The organism is Flavobacterium sp., from assembly GCF_039595935.1.
In the GTDB taxonomy this organism is placed as follows: Bacteria; Bacteroidota; Bacteroidia; order Flavobacteriales; family Flavobacteriaceae; genus Flavobacterium.
Window position 1 is genome coordinate 2,349,833 of sequence record NZ_JBCNKR010000006.1, and the last position, 17,357, is coordinate 2,367,189.

The 17,357-nt window shown below is 32.5% G+C and carries 7 protein-coding genes; all 7 read left to right on the forward strand.

Annotated features, from left to right (window positions below):
- Positions 1-207: 207 nt before the first annotated feature.
- The 7 genes from ABDW27_RS19910 (at position 208) to ABDW27_RS19940 (ending at position 17,316) form a co-directional block, all read left to right on the forward strand.
- A complete protein-coding gene (locus ABDW27_RS19910) occupies positions 208-975 on the forward strand; it encodes a hypothetical protein (RefSeq protein WP_343697484.1) in 768 nt (255 codons plus the stop codon).
- Between the two features lie 162 nt (positions 976-1,137).
- Positions 1,138-3,126 (forward strand): fibronectin type III domain-containing protein, encoded by a 1,989-nt coding sequence (locus ABDW27_RS19915; RefSeq protein ID WP_343697485.1) that lies wholly within the window; start codon positions 1,138-1,140, stop codon positions 3,124-3,126.
- 4 nt (positions 3,127-3,130) lie between these two features.
- Positions 3,131-8,233: a T9SS type A sorting domain-containing protein gene (locus ABDW27_RS19920; RefSeq protein WP_343697486.1), complete on the forward strand. Its 5,103-nt coding sequence runs from the start codon at positions 3,131-3,133 to the stop codon at positions 8,231-8,233.
- A 2-nt stretch (positions 8,234-8,235) separates the two neighbouring features.
- A complete protein-coding gene (locus ABDW27_RS19925) occupies positions 8,236-12,009 on the forward strand; it encodes a fibronectin type III domain-containing protein (protein ID WP_343697487.1) in 3,774 nt (1,257 codons plus the stop codon).
- Between the two features lie 713 nt (positions 12,010-12,722).
- Positions 12,723-14,192, forward strand: coding sequence for a hypothetical protein (locus ABDW27_RS19930; RefSeq protein ID WP_343697488.1), 1,470 nt, complete (start codon positions 12,723-12,725; stop codon positions 14,190-14,192).
- Between the two features lie 58 nt (positions 14,193-14,250).
- A complete protein-coding gene (locus ABDW27_RS19935; RefSeq protein WP_343697489.1) occupies positions 14,251-15,594 on the forward strand; it encodes a PKD domain-containing protein in 1,344 nt (447 codons plus the stop codon).
- Positions 15,595-15,615: 21 nt separating this feature from the next.
- Positions 15,616-17,316: a hypothetical protein gene (locus tag ABDW27_RS19940; RefSeq protein ID WP_343697490.1), complete on the forward strand. Its 1,701-nt coding sequence runs from the start codon at positions 15,616-15,618 to the stop codon at positions 17,314-17,316.
- Positions 17,317-17,357 lie beyond the last annotated feature (41 nt).

A 17,357-nucleotide genomic window follows, 5' to 3' on the forward strand; every position in this document is an offset into this window, starting at 1 on the left:
TAGAATTAGACGATGACAACCAAATAGGTTTGGTTTTAGATTAAAATATTAAAAACGCTAAGATTATGTTCGTAGCGTTTTTTTTCTGTAAAAATATTTTTTCAACATAAATTCAATAAGTCTTATTTTGTTATAATTTAAGCTTCTAGTGGAGCTTTACTCATATTTTGATTTTTAGATTAGCTAACTAATTTAAAAATCAAAATCATGAAAAAACTTTTATGTTTATTAAGTGCTGCTGCATTTGTATTCACCTCTTGTTCAAAGGATGATAATAATTCATCAGATCCGGCTTCTTCAATTTTAGTAAAAAAAATAACTGACATAGACATTGATGGAAGTTCTTCAAATAGAAATTATGTATATAACGGAAATAAAATTGTTAGTATTACAGACGAAGATAGTTCTGTTTTAAAATATACTTACACTGGAGATTTTATTACAAAAATTGAGGAAATTGATAAAAATGGTAATCTTGCAGTAACTACTGATTACACCTACACAAATGGAAAGCTGACTAATGAAATTCAAAAGACTCCTAATGGAACCTATTATTATAAAACTAAATATATTCATAATGCAGACGGAACGGTTTCTTATGACAATTTTAGAGGCACAGTTACAACAGGTGACGAACAAGAATATGGTGCAACTGGAAAATACACATTAAAAGAAGGTAATCTGGTAAAACTTGAAGTTTCTTATTATGGTGACGAAAAGTCATATGTATATGAATACGATAATAAAAATCATCCTTTAAAAAATGTTACAGGTCTAGGTTTGTTATTAGAAGATGAGACATTAGTTAATAATCTAGTTAAAAAAACTTCTATTTCAGGATCTGGAGATAAAATTAGTACAAGTATAACAACATATAGTTATACATATGATGCAAACAATTACCCAACAGAAAAAGTAGAAAGTTACCAAAGTGGAAATTTTATTTCGACACAAACTACTCAGTACGTATACTAAAACATATATTCATAAAAATAGAGCAAATACTCCACTAGTCTTGGAGTATTTGCTTTTTAACATGAAAACAATTGCATAATTATAATGGCAAAAAAAATATTCCTTTTTTTATTTTTACTATTTATTTCATTTTCTTACTCACAAACAAAACGTCCGGTCGTCATGATCAATGCCCGAGCTCAAAAAGATAAAATTTTGATTCGCTGGGCAGTTAATTCTCCTATTGAGTGGCAGAAAGCAAATAAAAAAGGATTTATAATTACCAGAACTACGGTTTTACGGGATGGGATTATTTTACCCAAACCCGAAAAAATACTTCTTACGCCAAAATCATTAATGCCGGAACCATTAGATTCCTGGCTTGAGTTAGTACAAAAGGATAATAACGCAGCTATTATTGCACAATCTATTTATGGGGAAAGTTTTGAGGTAACCGCAGCAAAAGAAGGAGAATTATCAAAAATTGTAAATATAGCAGATCAGCTAGATCAGCGTTATACATTTGCCTTATATGCTGCCGATATGAGTTTTGAAGGTGCTCTAAAAGCGGGTTGGGGATTTGTAGATACAAATGTAAAAAACAATGAAGTATATGCTTATCAGATAAGTGTTTTTGAAAGTCCAAAAGTAAAAGAGTCTTCTTATGTAATTGGATTAAAAGATTATAGTGTTCTGCCAGCTCCAACAGATTTTATTGCAATTCCAGATGATAAAAAAGTAATGCTTTCATGGGATTATGAGATCTTTAAAAGAATTTATACTTCTTTTATGGTAGAGAAATCCTCTGACGGGATTAACTATGCACCAATATCCAATACAGCACTTGTTAATTTAAATGACAAAGAAGATCATCCGTCAAAAACAATGTATTATGTTGATACACTTAGTGTCAACGATAAAATATATCACTACAGATTATATGGGATTACTTCATTTGGAGAAAAAGGAGAAATAACTAAACCAATTACGACAAAAGGAATCGATGCAATAGTTACTTCGGCAAGATTAGTAGATTATAATATAATTAATTCAAATGAAGTCAATCTGGAATGGGATTATCCTAAAGAATCAGAAAGTTTTATTCAGGGATACGAAATCAATTTAGCAGATAATGATAAAGGGCCTTACAAAGTTGTTTCTAAAATAATTTCACCATCTGAGCGAAAACTTAATTATAAAGAAAATTTATATCCATCCAATTATTTTACTATTTCTGTTGTTGGCAAAAATAATCAACGATTAACTTCCCAAAGTATGTTAGTACAACCGGTAGATTCTATACCGCCTGCAAAACCAATTGGATTGGAAGGGGTAATTGACAGTCTTGGAGTGGTGCAATTAAAATGGAAACCCAATCAAGAAAAAGATTTACGAGGTTACCGTATTCTAAAAGCCAATACTGCGGGAGAAGAGTTTGTAGATATTTATCATAAATCATACGTCGGAAATACCTATAAAGATAGTGTAAGTCTGAAAATGACCAACAACAAAGTCTATTATAGAATTGCTGCTGAAGACATGCGATATAATATTTCGGAACCATCAGATATTCTAGTTTTAGATAAACCGGATAAAATTCCGCCGGCTGCGCCAATTTTTAAAGATTATGACAATAAAGATGGAAAAATCCATTTAAAATGGATCAGAAGTTATAGTGAAGATGTAGTTGGGTATAGCCTAAGACGAAGAGAAAAAGGACAGGATAAGTGGTTGGAAATTAAACAAATTAACGATACGATTCAGGAATTTACAGATGATAGGATAGAGAACAAGAAAATTTATCAGTACGCTATTTTGGCCAGAGACAAAAGTAATCTGTGGTCTTCATTGGATCATTCTGTTGTAACTGTTCAGGTTTTGGATTTTATGCCTGTTAAGATCATTTCATTTTTGCAAGGATTACCCGATCGTGAAAATAAAAAAATTACTCTGACTTGGGATTATACTAAAAATAAAGAAAAAGTAACCAGTTTAAGCATCTATAAAAATCTAAAAGGATCTCCGCCCACATTATGGAAAGAATTAAATGGAGATGTTTTTACTCTTGAAGATAAAAATTTAAAAATAAACATGGAATATGAGTATCATTTAATTCCAAGTCTGCAAAGTAGTAATCCTGCAAAAGAAGAAGTTTTAACTGTTGTTTATTAGGTGTATGAAGAAGATTTACTTATTCGTTTTTTTATTGGTTTGCAATTTTAGTTTTGGGCAGGCTCCAGAATTAGGCTCATATGAAGTTGTTTTTAGTGGCTGGGCGATTAATGATGAACATCACAATTGTGGAGAAGCATTTGTTAGGCTTGAATTTAAGAAACCTATTGATAATTACAATGCTTTAAATATTTCTTATAATGATGACAGATCTATTACCTATTATACTTACGAGGATACTAGAACTACATTCAGAGCAGATAAAATTCTGCAATCCATGTTTTTTTCTGCTTCAAGATATGATAGGCAGTCGTGTCGAGGAAATAGGCCTTATAATATGGGTAGAGTTACAAGGACAGATAAATTTAGTTGCTATGATGTTGATTTTGAATTTAAACAATTTAGAAATGTAGATAGTGATGGAGATGGATTAGGACGATCTTCTTTTAATGTAAAGATCCGCCCCGTTCTTGTTATTGCAAATCCTGGGATCAAAAATGACCTGCCAACAGAAACCAAAATTGATATAAAATCAAACACAGGTTTTCTTCCTTCAGAGTATAATTGGCAGTATTCATTAAATCCATCTCCAAGTGAAGATCCTAATTCATCAGACTGGGTAGATTTACCCCAATATAACACAAAATCAAGTTTTTCTGCAAATGCAGTTGATATTCTTGGAACAAATACATTTAATAATGTAGGGAATAAAATTTTTATCAGACAAAAAGCTTGTGGAGTAGCTTCAAATCCTGTTTTTTATATTATACGCCTATCTGCACCAATCGTTAATTCGGCAATAGTAACTCAGCCAACTTGCAGTGATACTGATGATGGAGCTGTAAAATTTGTATTCGATAGGACATTATATGATGGCGAACAATTAAATTATACTATATTGGATGTTACCGCCGAAAATACTCCTACTGATTATAATGGTTCATTAGCTATTGGTTCAGATAAATCTTTTACCATTTCGGGTATAAGAAAGGGAAGTTACATATTACAGTTAATAGGATTCAAAGATGGCGTGAGTACAGCTGTTATTACAGATCATTATGATTTAAAATCATTTACAATCACATCCCCGCCTCCGTTAGATTTTACATTAAATACTAGAAATGTACAATGTTATGACGCCCAAGACGCTACGATAACTATAACTCCAACTGGAGGAACCCGCAAGTTATCAGGAAATGATTATTATTCGTTAGACAATGGAACCAATTGGATTCCGTTTCCTAACAATGCTCCATATACTATAACTGGCTTAAATCCGGGAACTTATCGTATAAAAGTAAAAGACATGAATGGCTGTGTAGCCAGAGTTCAGGTTTTGGTTGATGGTAAAATTGAACTTGGTGAAGAAAAAGTTTTAGAAGCAACGATTACAGAACCAACAGCTCCATTAACTTTAAGCTATACATACAAACAAGATCCTACTTTTTTTGGTGCATTCAACGGAAAAATTACAGCCTCTATAAGTGGTGGAACAATAAAAGACGACAAATCATACGATTATAAATGGGTAAAAACAACTGGAGAAGAATTTCCGGCAACAGCCCAATATAATGCTGCTGATAAGACTTATATTATTTCATTAGAAAATGTTCCTTTTGGTGAATATAAATTGACCGTAACAGATAAAAATTATGCAGATGCTTCTAATAAAACAAATTGTTCTATTATCGAATCTTCTCAAATTTTAACTCAGCCAGATCCAATAGCAATTACCTTATCAGAAACCCAATCGATATCTTGTAATTCAGAAAACGGAGATACTGAAACAGATAAATTTTTAGATGGAATTTTAATAGCAAATGCAACAGGAGGAACAGCGCCTTATCAATATGTTTGGTCAAAATTCAATTCTGCAACAAATGTTTGGGATGTTTTAGACGATCAGACTTCTAAGATTGCTCAAAATCTTTCTAAAGGAAATTATGCGGTAAATGTTATAGATGCTAACGGAATTGTGCAAGGAGCATATGATAAAACAGAATTAGTTACAGCAATACCAGCTGTAAAAGCAATAATAGAACCTATAAAATTAGATTTAACTTTCAGTTCTGGAAATGTTTCATGTCATGACGGAAATAACGGCTGGGCAAAAGCAAATGTAGTTGGAGGAATGGCTCCTTATAATTACACATGGTTCAATGTTAATGGAGGTATTGTAAATGTAAATGAAATAACCCAATTAAAAGCTGGAGAATACTTTGTTGAAGTGACCGATGCAAAAGGATGTTTTACAAAAGGGAGTGTCATTATAACTGAGCCACAATCTGCAGTAGCAATAGAATATGCAGAAATTATTACACCAACTTTTTCAGGTGCCACAAACGGAAAGATAGTTGCGGAAATAACAGGAGGTACTCCAAATAATGATGGTTCGTATAGTTTTGAATGGAAAAATGCAGATGGAAACTCTCAAACTACAACTACAGAATTCTTAAACGGAAAATACGTTATTACTCTTGATGGAATTCCTACAAATGATTATTACTTGACCATAAAAGATAGGAACTACAACGAAACCAATAATCAAATTACGAATTGTTCTGTATTAGAATCAAAAGTATCATTAACAGAGCCAGATCCTTTAAAAGTTGTTTTTGAAATCGTGAGATCTATTTCATGTAATGCAAGTAATGAATTCGGCAACGATAAAGATACTGAGCCAAAAGACGGTCAGCGTGATGAATCACAAGATGGTATTCTAGTAGCACATGTAACTGGTGGAACTCCACTTGCTTCTTCTGCAAATAATGGATTACCCTATTTTTTTTATTGGAAAAAGCAACAGACAGATGGCTCATGGTTCCCTCTCTCTGATATTCAAGGAGAAACTGCTTCTAATCTTTCACACGGAAACTATGCCTTGAATGTAAAAGACAGGAATGGCATCGTTTTAGGAACTTATGTTAATAATGTATTGACTCAAGAAATAGATGCAACTCAATTCATGCAGGAATCCCCAAAATTATCTGTAAGCATTGCGCATGGAGATGTTTTCTGTAATGGAGGAAACGATGGCTGGGCAACAGCAAATGTTGTTGGTGGAACACCACCTTATGAATATAAATGGTCTAATGATGTAGAAACGGATAAAAACACGATTCTGAAAGCTGGCGAATATTGGGTATTTATAACAGATGCAAAAGGCTGTACAACACAAGAAAGTGTAACGATTATAGAACCTATAGTACCATTAAGAATAAAATACACAGAAGTCTTAAATCCGAGTTTTTACAAAGCAACAAACGGAAAAATTATCGTTGAAGTTACTGGTGGGACTATTTCAGCCAATAATACGTATTGGTATGAGTGGAAAAACAGCAAAGGAGAAATACAAACAGCATCGACTAATTTTAATAATGGCATTTATACGATTTCATTAAACAATCTTCCAGAAGAAACTTATACCTTAAATGTACATGATGCCAATTATGATGCTGCAACAAACAAATCAAGTTGTAATGTTTCAAATTCTGTTGTCGTTTTAGACGACCCAGATCCGCTTGAAGTGACTTTCGAAATAAAGCGTACTATTTCTTGTAATGCAAGTAATGAATTCGGAAATGAAACAGATATAAATCCGCAGGATAATCAAAGAGATGAATCGCAGGACGGAATTTTGACCGCTCATGTAAAAGGCGGTATTCAGCTTCAGGCAGATAAAAATAACGGATTGCCATATTTCTATAATTGGAAGAAAAAGCAAAACGACGGTTCATGGAAAGTATGGAACGAAAAAACAGAAACGCTCAATAATATTTCTGAAGGAACATATGCCTTGAATATCGAAGATGCAAACGGAATAAAATTGGGAACTTATACCAATAATATTTTGGTAAAAGAAACAGATGCAATTCAATACATGGCACAGCCTGCAAAATTGAATTTGACGTTTACAAAATTAAATGCAAGATGCAACAATGGCGACGATGGCTGGGCAGAAGCTCATGTATCTGGAGGAACAGCGCCTTACAAATATGAGTGGACAAATGGAGAAACAACTGCAAAAATTGAAAACATTACCACAAATAATTATTTTGTATTGGTTACAGATGCAAAAGGATGCGTAGTTCAGGGAAGTATTTTTGTAGGTGATCCGAAAGGAATTTTCTCAACAGAGACAGTAAAAAATCCAACTTGCTATAATGTTAACGACGGCTCGATAGTACTAAATGTTACTGGAGGAAATTTACCTTACAGTTATGTATGGAATACAGGAGCGATTACCAAAGACTTGAATAATCTGCCGGCAGGAAATTATGAAGTAACAATTAGTTGTCCTGATTGCTGTGTGTATAAGAAGAAATTTACCCTGAAAAATCCAGATCCAATTGTGGTTGATTTAGGAAAAGACAGAACCTTGTGCGATGATCAGGTTTTGGAATTGGATGCATCAATTGCTGATAAAAATGCACAATACAGCTGGACATCTTCAAACGGATTTACTTCAAACCAAGCAACAGTAAGTTTGACAAAAGCCGGAACTTATCATGTAAAAGCAACTTCGGCTTTAGGATGCGTAGGCGAAGATGAAATCGTGATTAAAACAAGAAAGGCAGTAATCAGTTCAGAATTTTTATTGAGTTCTCAGGCTTATATTGATGAAGAAGTTATTTTGGTCAATACCAGTAATCCATTTGGTGAAAGCACCAATTGGATAATTCCTGAAGATGTCATAACAGTAGAACAGAAAGAAAAATACATCACGCTAAGGTTTGACAAAACGGGCACTTATACCATTGGTCTGCAGCAGACACAGGACGAATGTTTTGCAATTTACAATAAAAATATTACGGTAGAAAAAAGAAGCACTTTGCCAAATGGAGGCAGTACTGCTAAATCTATTATTGATTTTATTGTAACGCCAAACCCAAGCAACGGAAATTTTAAAGCCATTATTAATTTAGAGAATAATAGTGCAGTAAATCTAAGACTGTTTTCTACTACGGGAGAATATACCATGCAGAAAAAAGATTCGGGAAAGAAAAATTACGAAGTCGATTTTAATACTTCCCTGCAATCCGGAATTTACATTTTGGTACTGGAAACAGAACAGCAAACCCTTGTCAAAAAAATCATCATCTACTAAAAATGAAGAATCTTTTAAATAGAATATATCTTTTTGTCCTAACGCTATTTTTTAGCTTAAATGGTTATGCGCAATTATTTCCTGTGCAGTTGACACCAGTTTTCAACAGTCCGTATAGTGTGAAAATATCCGACTATGCCACAAGTATGGATGTCAAAATGCGCCTGATGGTAAACCCGACAGATGTTTCGATAAACAACAGGCAGGTACGCTTAAAGCTTTATATTCAGGGCAACGGACTTAATATACAAACAAGTGATTATGCTACTGAGCAAAGACCTATTTTTATAAATGGAGGTGAACTTCAGACATTGAGCAATACCGATATTTCAGCATTATTTAGGCTTGAAAACCTACAAGGCATCACAGCACAACAATATGTCAACGGACTGCCTGAAGGAATGTATAATTTTTGTTTTGAAATGTATGATTACATCACAAACCAAAAAATATCCCAGAAAAGTTGTGCTAGTTTATATTTAATATTAAACGATCCGCCTTTATTAAATACGCCACAAAAAAGCGAACAAGTTGCGGCAAGCGATTTCCCTAATATCATGTTCACCTGGACACCACGCCAGATGAACGCGACCAATATTTCGTATAAGTTCGAATTAAAACAGCTTCTTGACCCAACATTAGATCCGCAGTTTGCTTTTCAGATGGCACCTGTTTTGTATGAGGAAACACTCTTCAGCACTGCTTTGTTGTATAATTTAAGCATGCCAATCCTGACGCCGGGAATGCGATATGCATGGCGCGTAAGAGCAATATCAACAACAGGATTATCTGAAAATGCCGTTTTCAAAAATGATGGATACAGCGAAATCTATTCCTTTAAATATACCGCTTCTTGTGCCGCTCCAACCTTTTTGTTAAGCGAAGCTCAGGGACCAAACAGTGTTAAAATAACCTGGCAGGGAGTGCCAGAACATACCAAATATCAGGTACAGTATAAAAAACAAGACGTGCGTAATGCGCAATGGTTTTCGACAAACAGTTTAAATACTCAGAGTTTGATTACCAATTTAGAACCTGGAGTAACGTATCAGTTTCGTGTAGGTTTGAGCTGTGATGCCGCATCAGATGGTATTCAGTCATTTACTTATTCTAATTTAAGCACTTTTACCACGCCAACACAAACAAATGGAGTTCAAGCTTACAATTGCGGAATTATTCCTAAAGTTAATATTCAGAATCAGAAACCTCTTGACAATTTAATTCAGAGCGAGACTTTTACTGCTGGTGATTTTCCTGTTACGGTTTTGGAATTATCAGGACACAGCCCTTATTCAGGACGTGGTTATATCATTGTGCCTTATTTAAAAGATACTAAAATTGCCGTTGAGTTCAATAATATTTTAATTAATACAGATTATCAATTAATCAGCGGAGTTGTAGAGACAAGTTACAATTCAGATTGGAAAAATGTTACTGATTTAGAAGATTTTACCGGAGAAGGAAAAAGCGGAAAAATAGAAGAAAGCGTTTCGTTTGAAATTGGGAAAATAGTTATTAACCCGAATGGAGACATAATCGTAAACGGTAAAAACGGTGAACAAGTTACCATTCCAGGCGGAAAAGACACAGTAATTACAGATGGTACAGGGAAAATTTATACTTTAGATAAAAACGGAGACGGTACTAATGAAGCAACTGAACCTGCAGTTGGTGGAAAATCAACAGCTTCCAACACAGACGGAGTTGACAAAAACGGTCAAGTAATAGAGTTTATGGCCAAAGGAATTAGTATTGCTTTTTCAAACAATGAAGATACAAGTAAGGGAGAAAAAAGCAAGTACGCCTTTGATGTAATACCTGAAAATGCCGGAGAAAGTTTGAAAAAACTGTATAAACAAGTCGGCAAAACAGCCTTGCCTTATAAAGCCGTTGTAAATGGGCAGAGCGATACCGTGTTGGCAACAGTTACCCTAACAGATGATAAAATCAAGCTTGAGGATGTCGTTTTCAAAACCGAAAGCGGGGGCAAAGTTGATTTTGTTAGAAATGATAAAACTTTCATTCTGACTGTAAAAGGTAAATTGACTTACGCAGAAGAGCAAATTTTAGCAGTAATACAACAAGGTGAAAAATGGAAAGTAATAGGTGCTTTTATGCTTGTGCATATTTCACCGAAAGAAGTAAATGTTGCTTTGGTTCCAACTGATGATGATTCAAAAACCAAGCTCGATGACATTATTAAAGATACCCAGAAGATTTATAATAAAGTTGGTGTAAAAGTTAATTTTACTAAAGAGCCCGTTTTAAACATTAACAGCGTAGTTTCGGGTAATGTCATACAGACAGAAAAAAATACAATTACTTCAACATACAGTGCGCAACAGCAAGAAATCAATAGCTTGTATCAATCGACAGAATCGAGTTATGTACTTTTTATGACTAATAAAACTTCCAGTACAGGACAGCAGGGGTATATGCGTTTGAATGGACAGTTTGGTTATGTGTTTAATTCAGGAAATGTATTATCCAAAACAGCAGCACATGAACTCGGTCACGGAATTTTTAAATTAGAACATCCTTTTGAAGTCTATAAAACTATAGAAAAAAGCACTGATTTTTTAATGGATTATAGTTCAGGAACAGTTTTAAGCCATCTCGACTGGAAACAGATTAATGATACTGCATTTAAATTATATGCGTTTCAAAGTCAGAATAGTGGGAAATATGAAACGGATGGACATTACTCTACGGTTTATTTAGTATCTATTATGTTGGGAATGAATCCAGATATAGCTTTAAAATTGGCTAAAGCTGCAGAAGCACCAGATACCACCATTCATAGTGAAACAAAATTTGAATTGAATGATACTTGGGGACATTTGGATGGTTCTCAACAAACTATACATTCATTAACAGGAGGTTTTCACGGTATAGAAGAATTTTTTACTGCAGTTAAATTTTTAAATCCTCAAGAAAATGATATAAGTGAGCTTGGTAAATTATTACATAGATTTGGAGATAGTTATGCTCACTCAGAAATAAATAACTTGAAACCTAGTGATATTAAAGAAAATATTGATTTAAGTAATGCTGATTCAATAACTGTACAAAAATATATTGATGCATGGAAAATGGAATCTGAAATTTCATTGAAAAGTGAAGTTAAACCTTGGATAAAATTTTTTAATTATTATTTAACAAAATATGGCATTAAGTTTTTAAATGATACATCACTTCAGATTTCAATATTTAAAGGAAAAACTCTTAAACAAGTTTTAAAAGATGTTTATTTAAGTAATAAGTCCAAAGACTTTATAATGTACGGAAATCCTATTCTTACAGCAGAACATATTACGACAGATGGTGGTTATCCAGATCAAATCTATTTAAGAACTGATTGGTACTTAATGTATGTTCAAAATTTATCCTGGTTAATTTCAGAAAAATTTAAATTAAACCAAACAAAATTAGATTTAGAGATTTTTAAAAAAATGACAAGATTTGTTTCAAAAAACAAATGTTCTATGAAAGGTATTATTGACTATGAGATATCAAGAAAATTAAATAAAAAGGTATTTTATATACCAGTTTTTTATTCAGAACCTCAAAGAGTATTGGCATCTGGAGATGCTATTTTTAAAACAAATTATTTGAAAGTAGCAGAAGATATTGTTAAAAATACATCAAAGTATTTAATAGAACAAGGTATTTTGCAAAAGAATATTAAAGTTGAAGAAATTGATAATTGGTTTAATCCAAAAATAAATATAGAAGGTGTATTTGTTACAGAAGCTTTTAAAATAACAATTAAATAAAATGACTATGAATTTAAATTTATTTCAGATATCGTCAATTGCTATAATTATATTTTTCATATTAATACTATGGTTTAAATATGGAATCAGTAATGTTTTTAATTATTTCTTAGGTTTGGTATTTATTGTTTTTTATGATATAATCTTTGATTATGGAGGGGGTGGAATATATATAATTCTTAATTTAATTTTTTTTCATGTCATATTTGTATCATGTTTTTTTCTTTACTTTATAGATAAAGACAATAGAAAGGAGAAGTTTTTTATTTTCCCAACGATACTTTATTTGTTTTTAATGTTTTTAGAAGTTTGTTTTCTAGACCCTTTTCAATATTTTAAAATAAAGTTTATTTTTTCTTTATTACCTGTTTTTTTAGCTTTTTTTCCATTATATATTTTGAAATATTATCGAAAATATGTCAAGGTAGAATAGAAATGAAAATTAGAAAGTCTTGCAGTAATCCTTTCGTGTGGCAGCATGCAAATCAAAATCTAGTTTTTTTATAAAGATTTAATATCAAAATAAAGTAGAAATTATAATTCATTGTCCTCCAGACTTTTTTTATAAGTTTTACTCGAATAATACGTACAAATTTAGCTTATAATTACAAGTATAATACCACAAAATTATAAACAACAAAACTAACAGCATTTGAAATAATCGCTGCTAGATTAACTATGAATAAAAATTAATTAAAATAAAGTATTTACACATGAAACAAAAAATTTTAACCTTATTTTTAGTACTATTTACTATTAATAATTTTGCGCAAAAAATTAAAATTGACAAAGGCGAAATAAAACTTGATGAAAAAACGGTTGCTTATATAGAAGGCAAAAAACCATTGTTTAAAATTTCGAGTTTAGATAAAAATTATAAGATAAGCATTCAGTTAAAGCAAGTGGTGCCAGTTCCAGCTATTCCAATAATGGAATACAAAAATGATGAAACAACAAAGTCAAATGAAATGGAATTTACTACAGCAAAGTTTAATCCTTTTAACAATGAGAAAAGTGTTGTAGCTGCGCTAGTAGAACATAATTATCTAAATGCTGATGGATTGAATATTGACATGATCGAAAATTTCATTAATGGAGAAGCAACTGGTATTTCGGCAAAATTACTTGGAGCTAAAAATGAAATAGATCAGGCAAATAAAGCTATAGATGCCTACCAACTAAGAATAGATGATGCTGGGACTATTTATAGTGTAAAAGCACAGAATCAAGATCCGCAGGATAAAAGGATTGGTTATATCAAAGTAACCTCCCCATCCTCTAATGGAGAACTAAAATATGAAGTATTTGATTTAGATAATTATCTAATTGCAACATGGTTTGCAAAAAGTGGGAGTTTATCAGGGTACAGTAAATTTCTAAGTGAAGAATTGATAACTTTTGATAAAAAGGTATTTAGAGCGGCCTTTGACAACAGTGGAAATCCAATAGGATACAAAATGAGTAGAGACATTACGGCAATGAATATTCTAAGAGTATTAGTTGGAAATGGCTATACATTACAACATCAGGGAAAAGCTGGAGTAGAAGCAATAAGAATGGAACAAGCAAAAGCTAATACTGAAAAAATAAATACTGAGCGTTCAAATTCTGCTAATATTTATGAGCAGACTGGATATGTTATAAACGAGAAAGGAGAAAAAAAATCGGGACCAATTACGGCCGAATTCCAATCAATAAAAGCAGAATCATCAAGTGGAATGGCAGATATGACTGCTTATGGGAAAACAGTAACGCTGAAGTTTACAAACGAAAAAGGCCGTGAAAAAACAGAAAATTTCAAATCGAAAAACGGAGTAAGATTCTGTATTGATAAAGATGGAAAAGAAGAATGTTATTTAGGACTAAAAACGATGGGAAATACTTTGGCAGCTGCGGGAAGTTTAAACTCGTTGAGTTTTGATTTTTCAAGCTTCTATAAAATTCTGTATGAAGAAAATGGATACATGGTTTTGGTTAATCCATTATTGCCATCAGATTTTATTCTTAAAATTCCATCACAAGAAAAAGGCTTATATACTAATAAATCGAGTAATGATAAACTGAAAAAAAATGTTGCAGAATACCTAAAATGTGATTCGCTTGTTTTTGAAAACTATGATTTTAAAACGCTTGAAGGATTGATAAAGGTTTTAGAAGATTATAAAAATAATTGTAATAAATAAAATGCCTTGAAAAACCACTGCAGTCATCAAAAACTGCAGTGGTTTAAATAACAACAAAATGAAAAAAGCTTTACTCTTACTACTATTTATTGCAACAATTTCCTGCTATAAAGAAACTTCTATAGCTGTCGAAGGCGATTTTACGACTTTGTATGTCAATGCTAAAGAATCGGTGCCGGTTATCATTAAAATTGACAGCAAAATCACTGGAGCAGATAAATACGAATGGACTTTTGAAGGAGGAAGCCCAAGTTCTTCATCTTTGAAAAATCCGGGAGAAATCCTGTATGATAAGCAGGGAACATATACAATAAAACTTAGAGCGTCAAATGCTGATGGCGAGAGTAAAGAAATCAGCAAAACGGTTTTAATTAGAGAAGGAATCAATATTGATTTTACGCATGAAATTGTAAAAAGCAGTTATTCTCCTGTTGAGGTAGTTATAACAAACAATACTCTTGGAGAAGGACTTACTTATAAATGGGATTTTCAGGACGGAATACCGGCATCTTTTACTGGGAAAACACCTCCAAATGTTGTTTTTACGAGTCCAGGAGAACACGTAATTACTTTAACGGTTTCTAATGGACTTGAAACTCAAAAAGTAACGAAAACCATTACAGTTGAACCGCTTTTAGTAAGCCAGTTTTCATATGCGCCTAGATTTGAAAACGATGATTATCAGTCGCCTGTTACAATTAATTTTAGTAATAAATCAATCAGTGCAACAAAATACGAATGGACTTTTGAAGGAGGAAATCCTGCAGTATCAACTGAAGAAAACCCAACAGTTGTTTTTACAACCATTGGCACACACGAAGTTACACTTGAAGCATCAAATGATAAAACAAGCAAGGTTTTTAAATCAACAATAACAGTCCAACCAAATACAAATCTGCGAATTCTGACCAATATTAAATTAGGCATAAATGCAGCACACAACAATAATAATATTGGTGCAATGTTTTCGACCACAACCAGACAAGTGTATAAAGCAAATGAAATCAATGATCAGAACAGCAGTTTGATAGATATTGCATTTCAGGGGTTAAACAGTAATTTGACATACAACAAATTCATTTCACCGGATCAAGTCAATAACTATGGATTTTTGTCACTCAAAAATGCTCAGAGTACCATTTTTGTAAATTCCCAAAATCTTTGCAACTGCGGATTAAATTTTACCGAAACACAGTTTGATGCCATGGTAAATGATGCTCCAATAAAATCATTAAATATTAATTACAGTGCCGCTGGAGAACAGCAATTTGGTTATGCATATCCAAGAATTGTTTTGTTCAAAACACAAGACGGTCGAAAAGGAGCAATCAAAATAAAAGATATGGTAAAAAACGGAACCAGCTCTTATATTTTATGCGACATCAAAGTACAAAAACAATAAAGGAGGAATCAATTAATGAAAATGAATAATAAAAATAATTGGTTAACGCTTCTTATTGTTTTGATGTTATTAGTTTGTAAAAATGGCTATTCGCAAAATGTTGATTTAGAAAGTTTTTACAAACCTAATTTTAAGGTTACGGGAGGAGTTAATGCCAACCTGATGTATTATAACTCAAACCAGCAAAATTCTCGAGAACCTTTTACGTATCTGCTTTCGGGTAATTTGAATGTCAGTGCATTTAGTTTTAATATTCCGATATTTTACAGCCTGACCAATCAAGGAAACAAACTGGGCTATACTGCACCTTTCGATTTTAACCGAATTTGCATTATGCCTAAATACAAATGGGCTAAAGCTTATATAGGCAATGCAAGTATGACTTTTTCGCCTTATACTTTAAGCGGAATTCCTTTTAGAGGTGCCGGTCTTGAATTGACACCAAGAAGCCCTTTTAAAGTAAGTTTGATGGCAGGACAGTTGTCGAAAGCAATAAATCAGGAAAACGCTTTAGGGGGCGTTCCTGTTTATGAACGATTTGGTTATGGTACAAAAACCAGTTTCGAAAAAGAACGGTATAAAATAGGTTGGATTGGATTTTATGCCAAAGACAATGTAAATTCTTTAGCATATACTGGAAATGACAGCGGTGTAACACCTAAATCAAATTTTGTAAACAGTCTGCTTTTTGGAACTTCATTATTGAAAAATCTGACTTTTAATGTAGAGTATGCGCTTTCTGTATTAACAGATGATACCCGCGCAGAAACCATCAATGGAGGAGGTTTTAGAAACAGTCTTTATTCAGCAAGAGAAAGTACAATTTTTCTTAACGCATTAAATGTAAATTTTGATTACAATATTCAAAAAACAAGATTAGGATTAACATACGAGCGTATTGATCCAAATTATAAGACTTTAGGCGCATTATATTTTAATAATGATTTAGAAAATATTGCACTTCGGCTTTCAAGGCCTTTTTATAATGATAATATTAATGTTTCTGGTAGTTTAGGATACCAAAGAGATGATTTGGCACATGACAAAAAACAAAGCAGCAAACGAGTTGTAGGCTCTATTAATATGAATTATAAAATTACAGATCAGCTGAATTTTACAGGAAGCTATTCTAATTTTTCGACCTATACCAATAAAAAACTCGATCAGTTTGAACTTATCAATAATCCAAATGTCGTTACCTCCGATACTTTAAATTATAGACAGCTATCTCAAAATGCAAACCTGAATATGAGCTATTCTTTTGGAAAAAAGAAAAATCAAAATATGATCTTTAATTACAGTATTGCTGGTCAGGCCAATGAGCAAGGCGGAATTATAAGAAAAGGACAAGCAAGTACAGTCCAGAATTATAATTTGGCTCATACAGTCAATTTTCTCGGCATTAAAACCGCTTTGAACAGTTCCTTAAATTATACCAATAATCAAGTCGGGCAATTTGATAACTCTTCGATTGGTGCTTCGGTTGGTGTTTCAAAAAAACTGCTGAAAGAAAAATTGAACTCCAATTTTGGCTTATTGTATAATAATACTCAAAGTGATGCAAGTTCGAGTTCGGTTTTTGGAATAAAACTCAATAACAGTTATACCCTAATGCAAAAACACAATTTTTCGCTAGGTATGACATCAATGTTCAGAAGCTCAACAAACAGGCCTTCAAATAATGACACAATGCTCAATTTTAATTACGGTTACAGTTTTTAACGAAAGGAATACCTTGATATTAAAACATAATGAAATTCAGG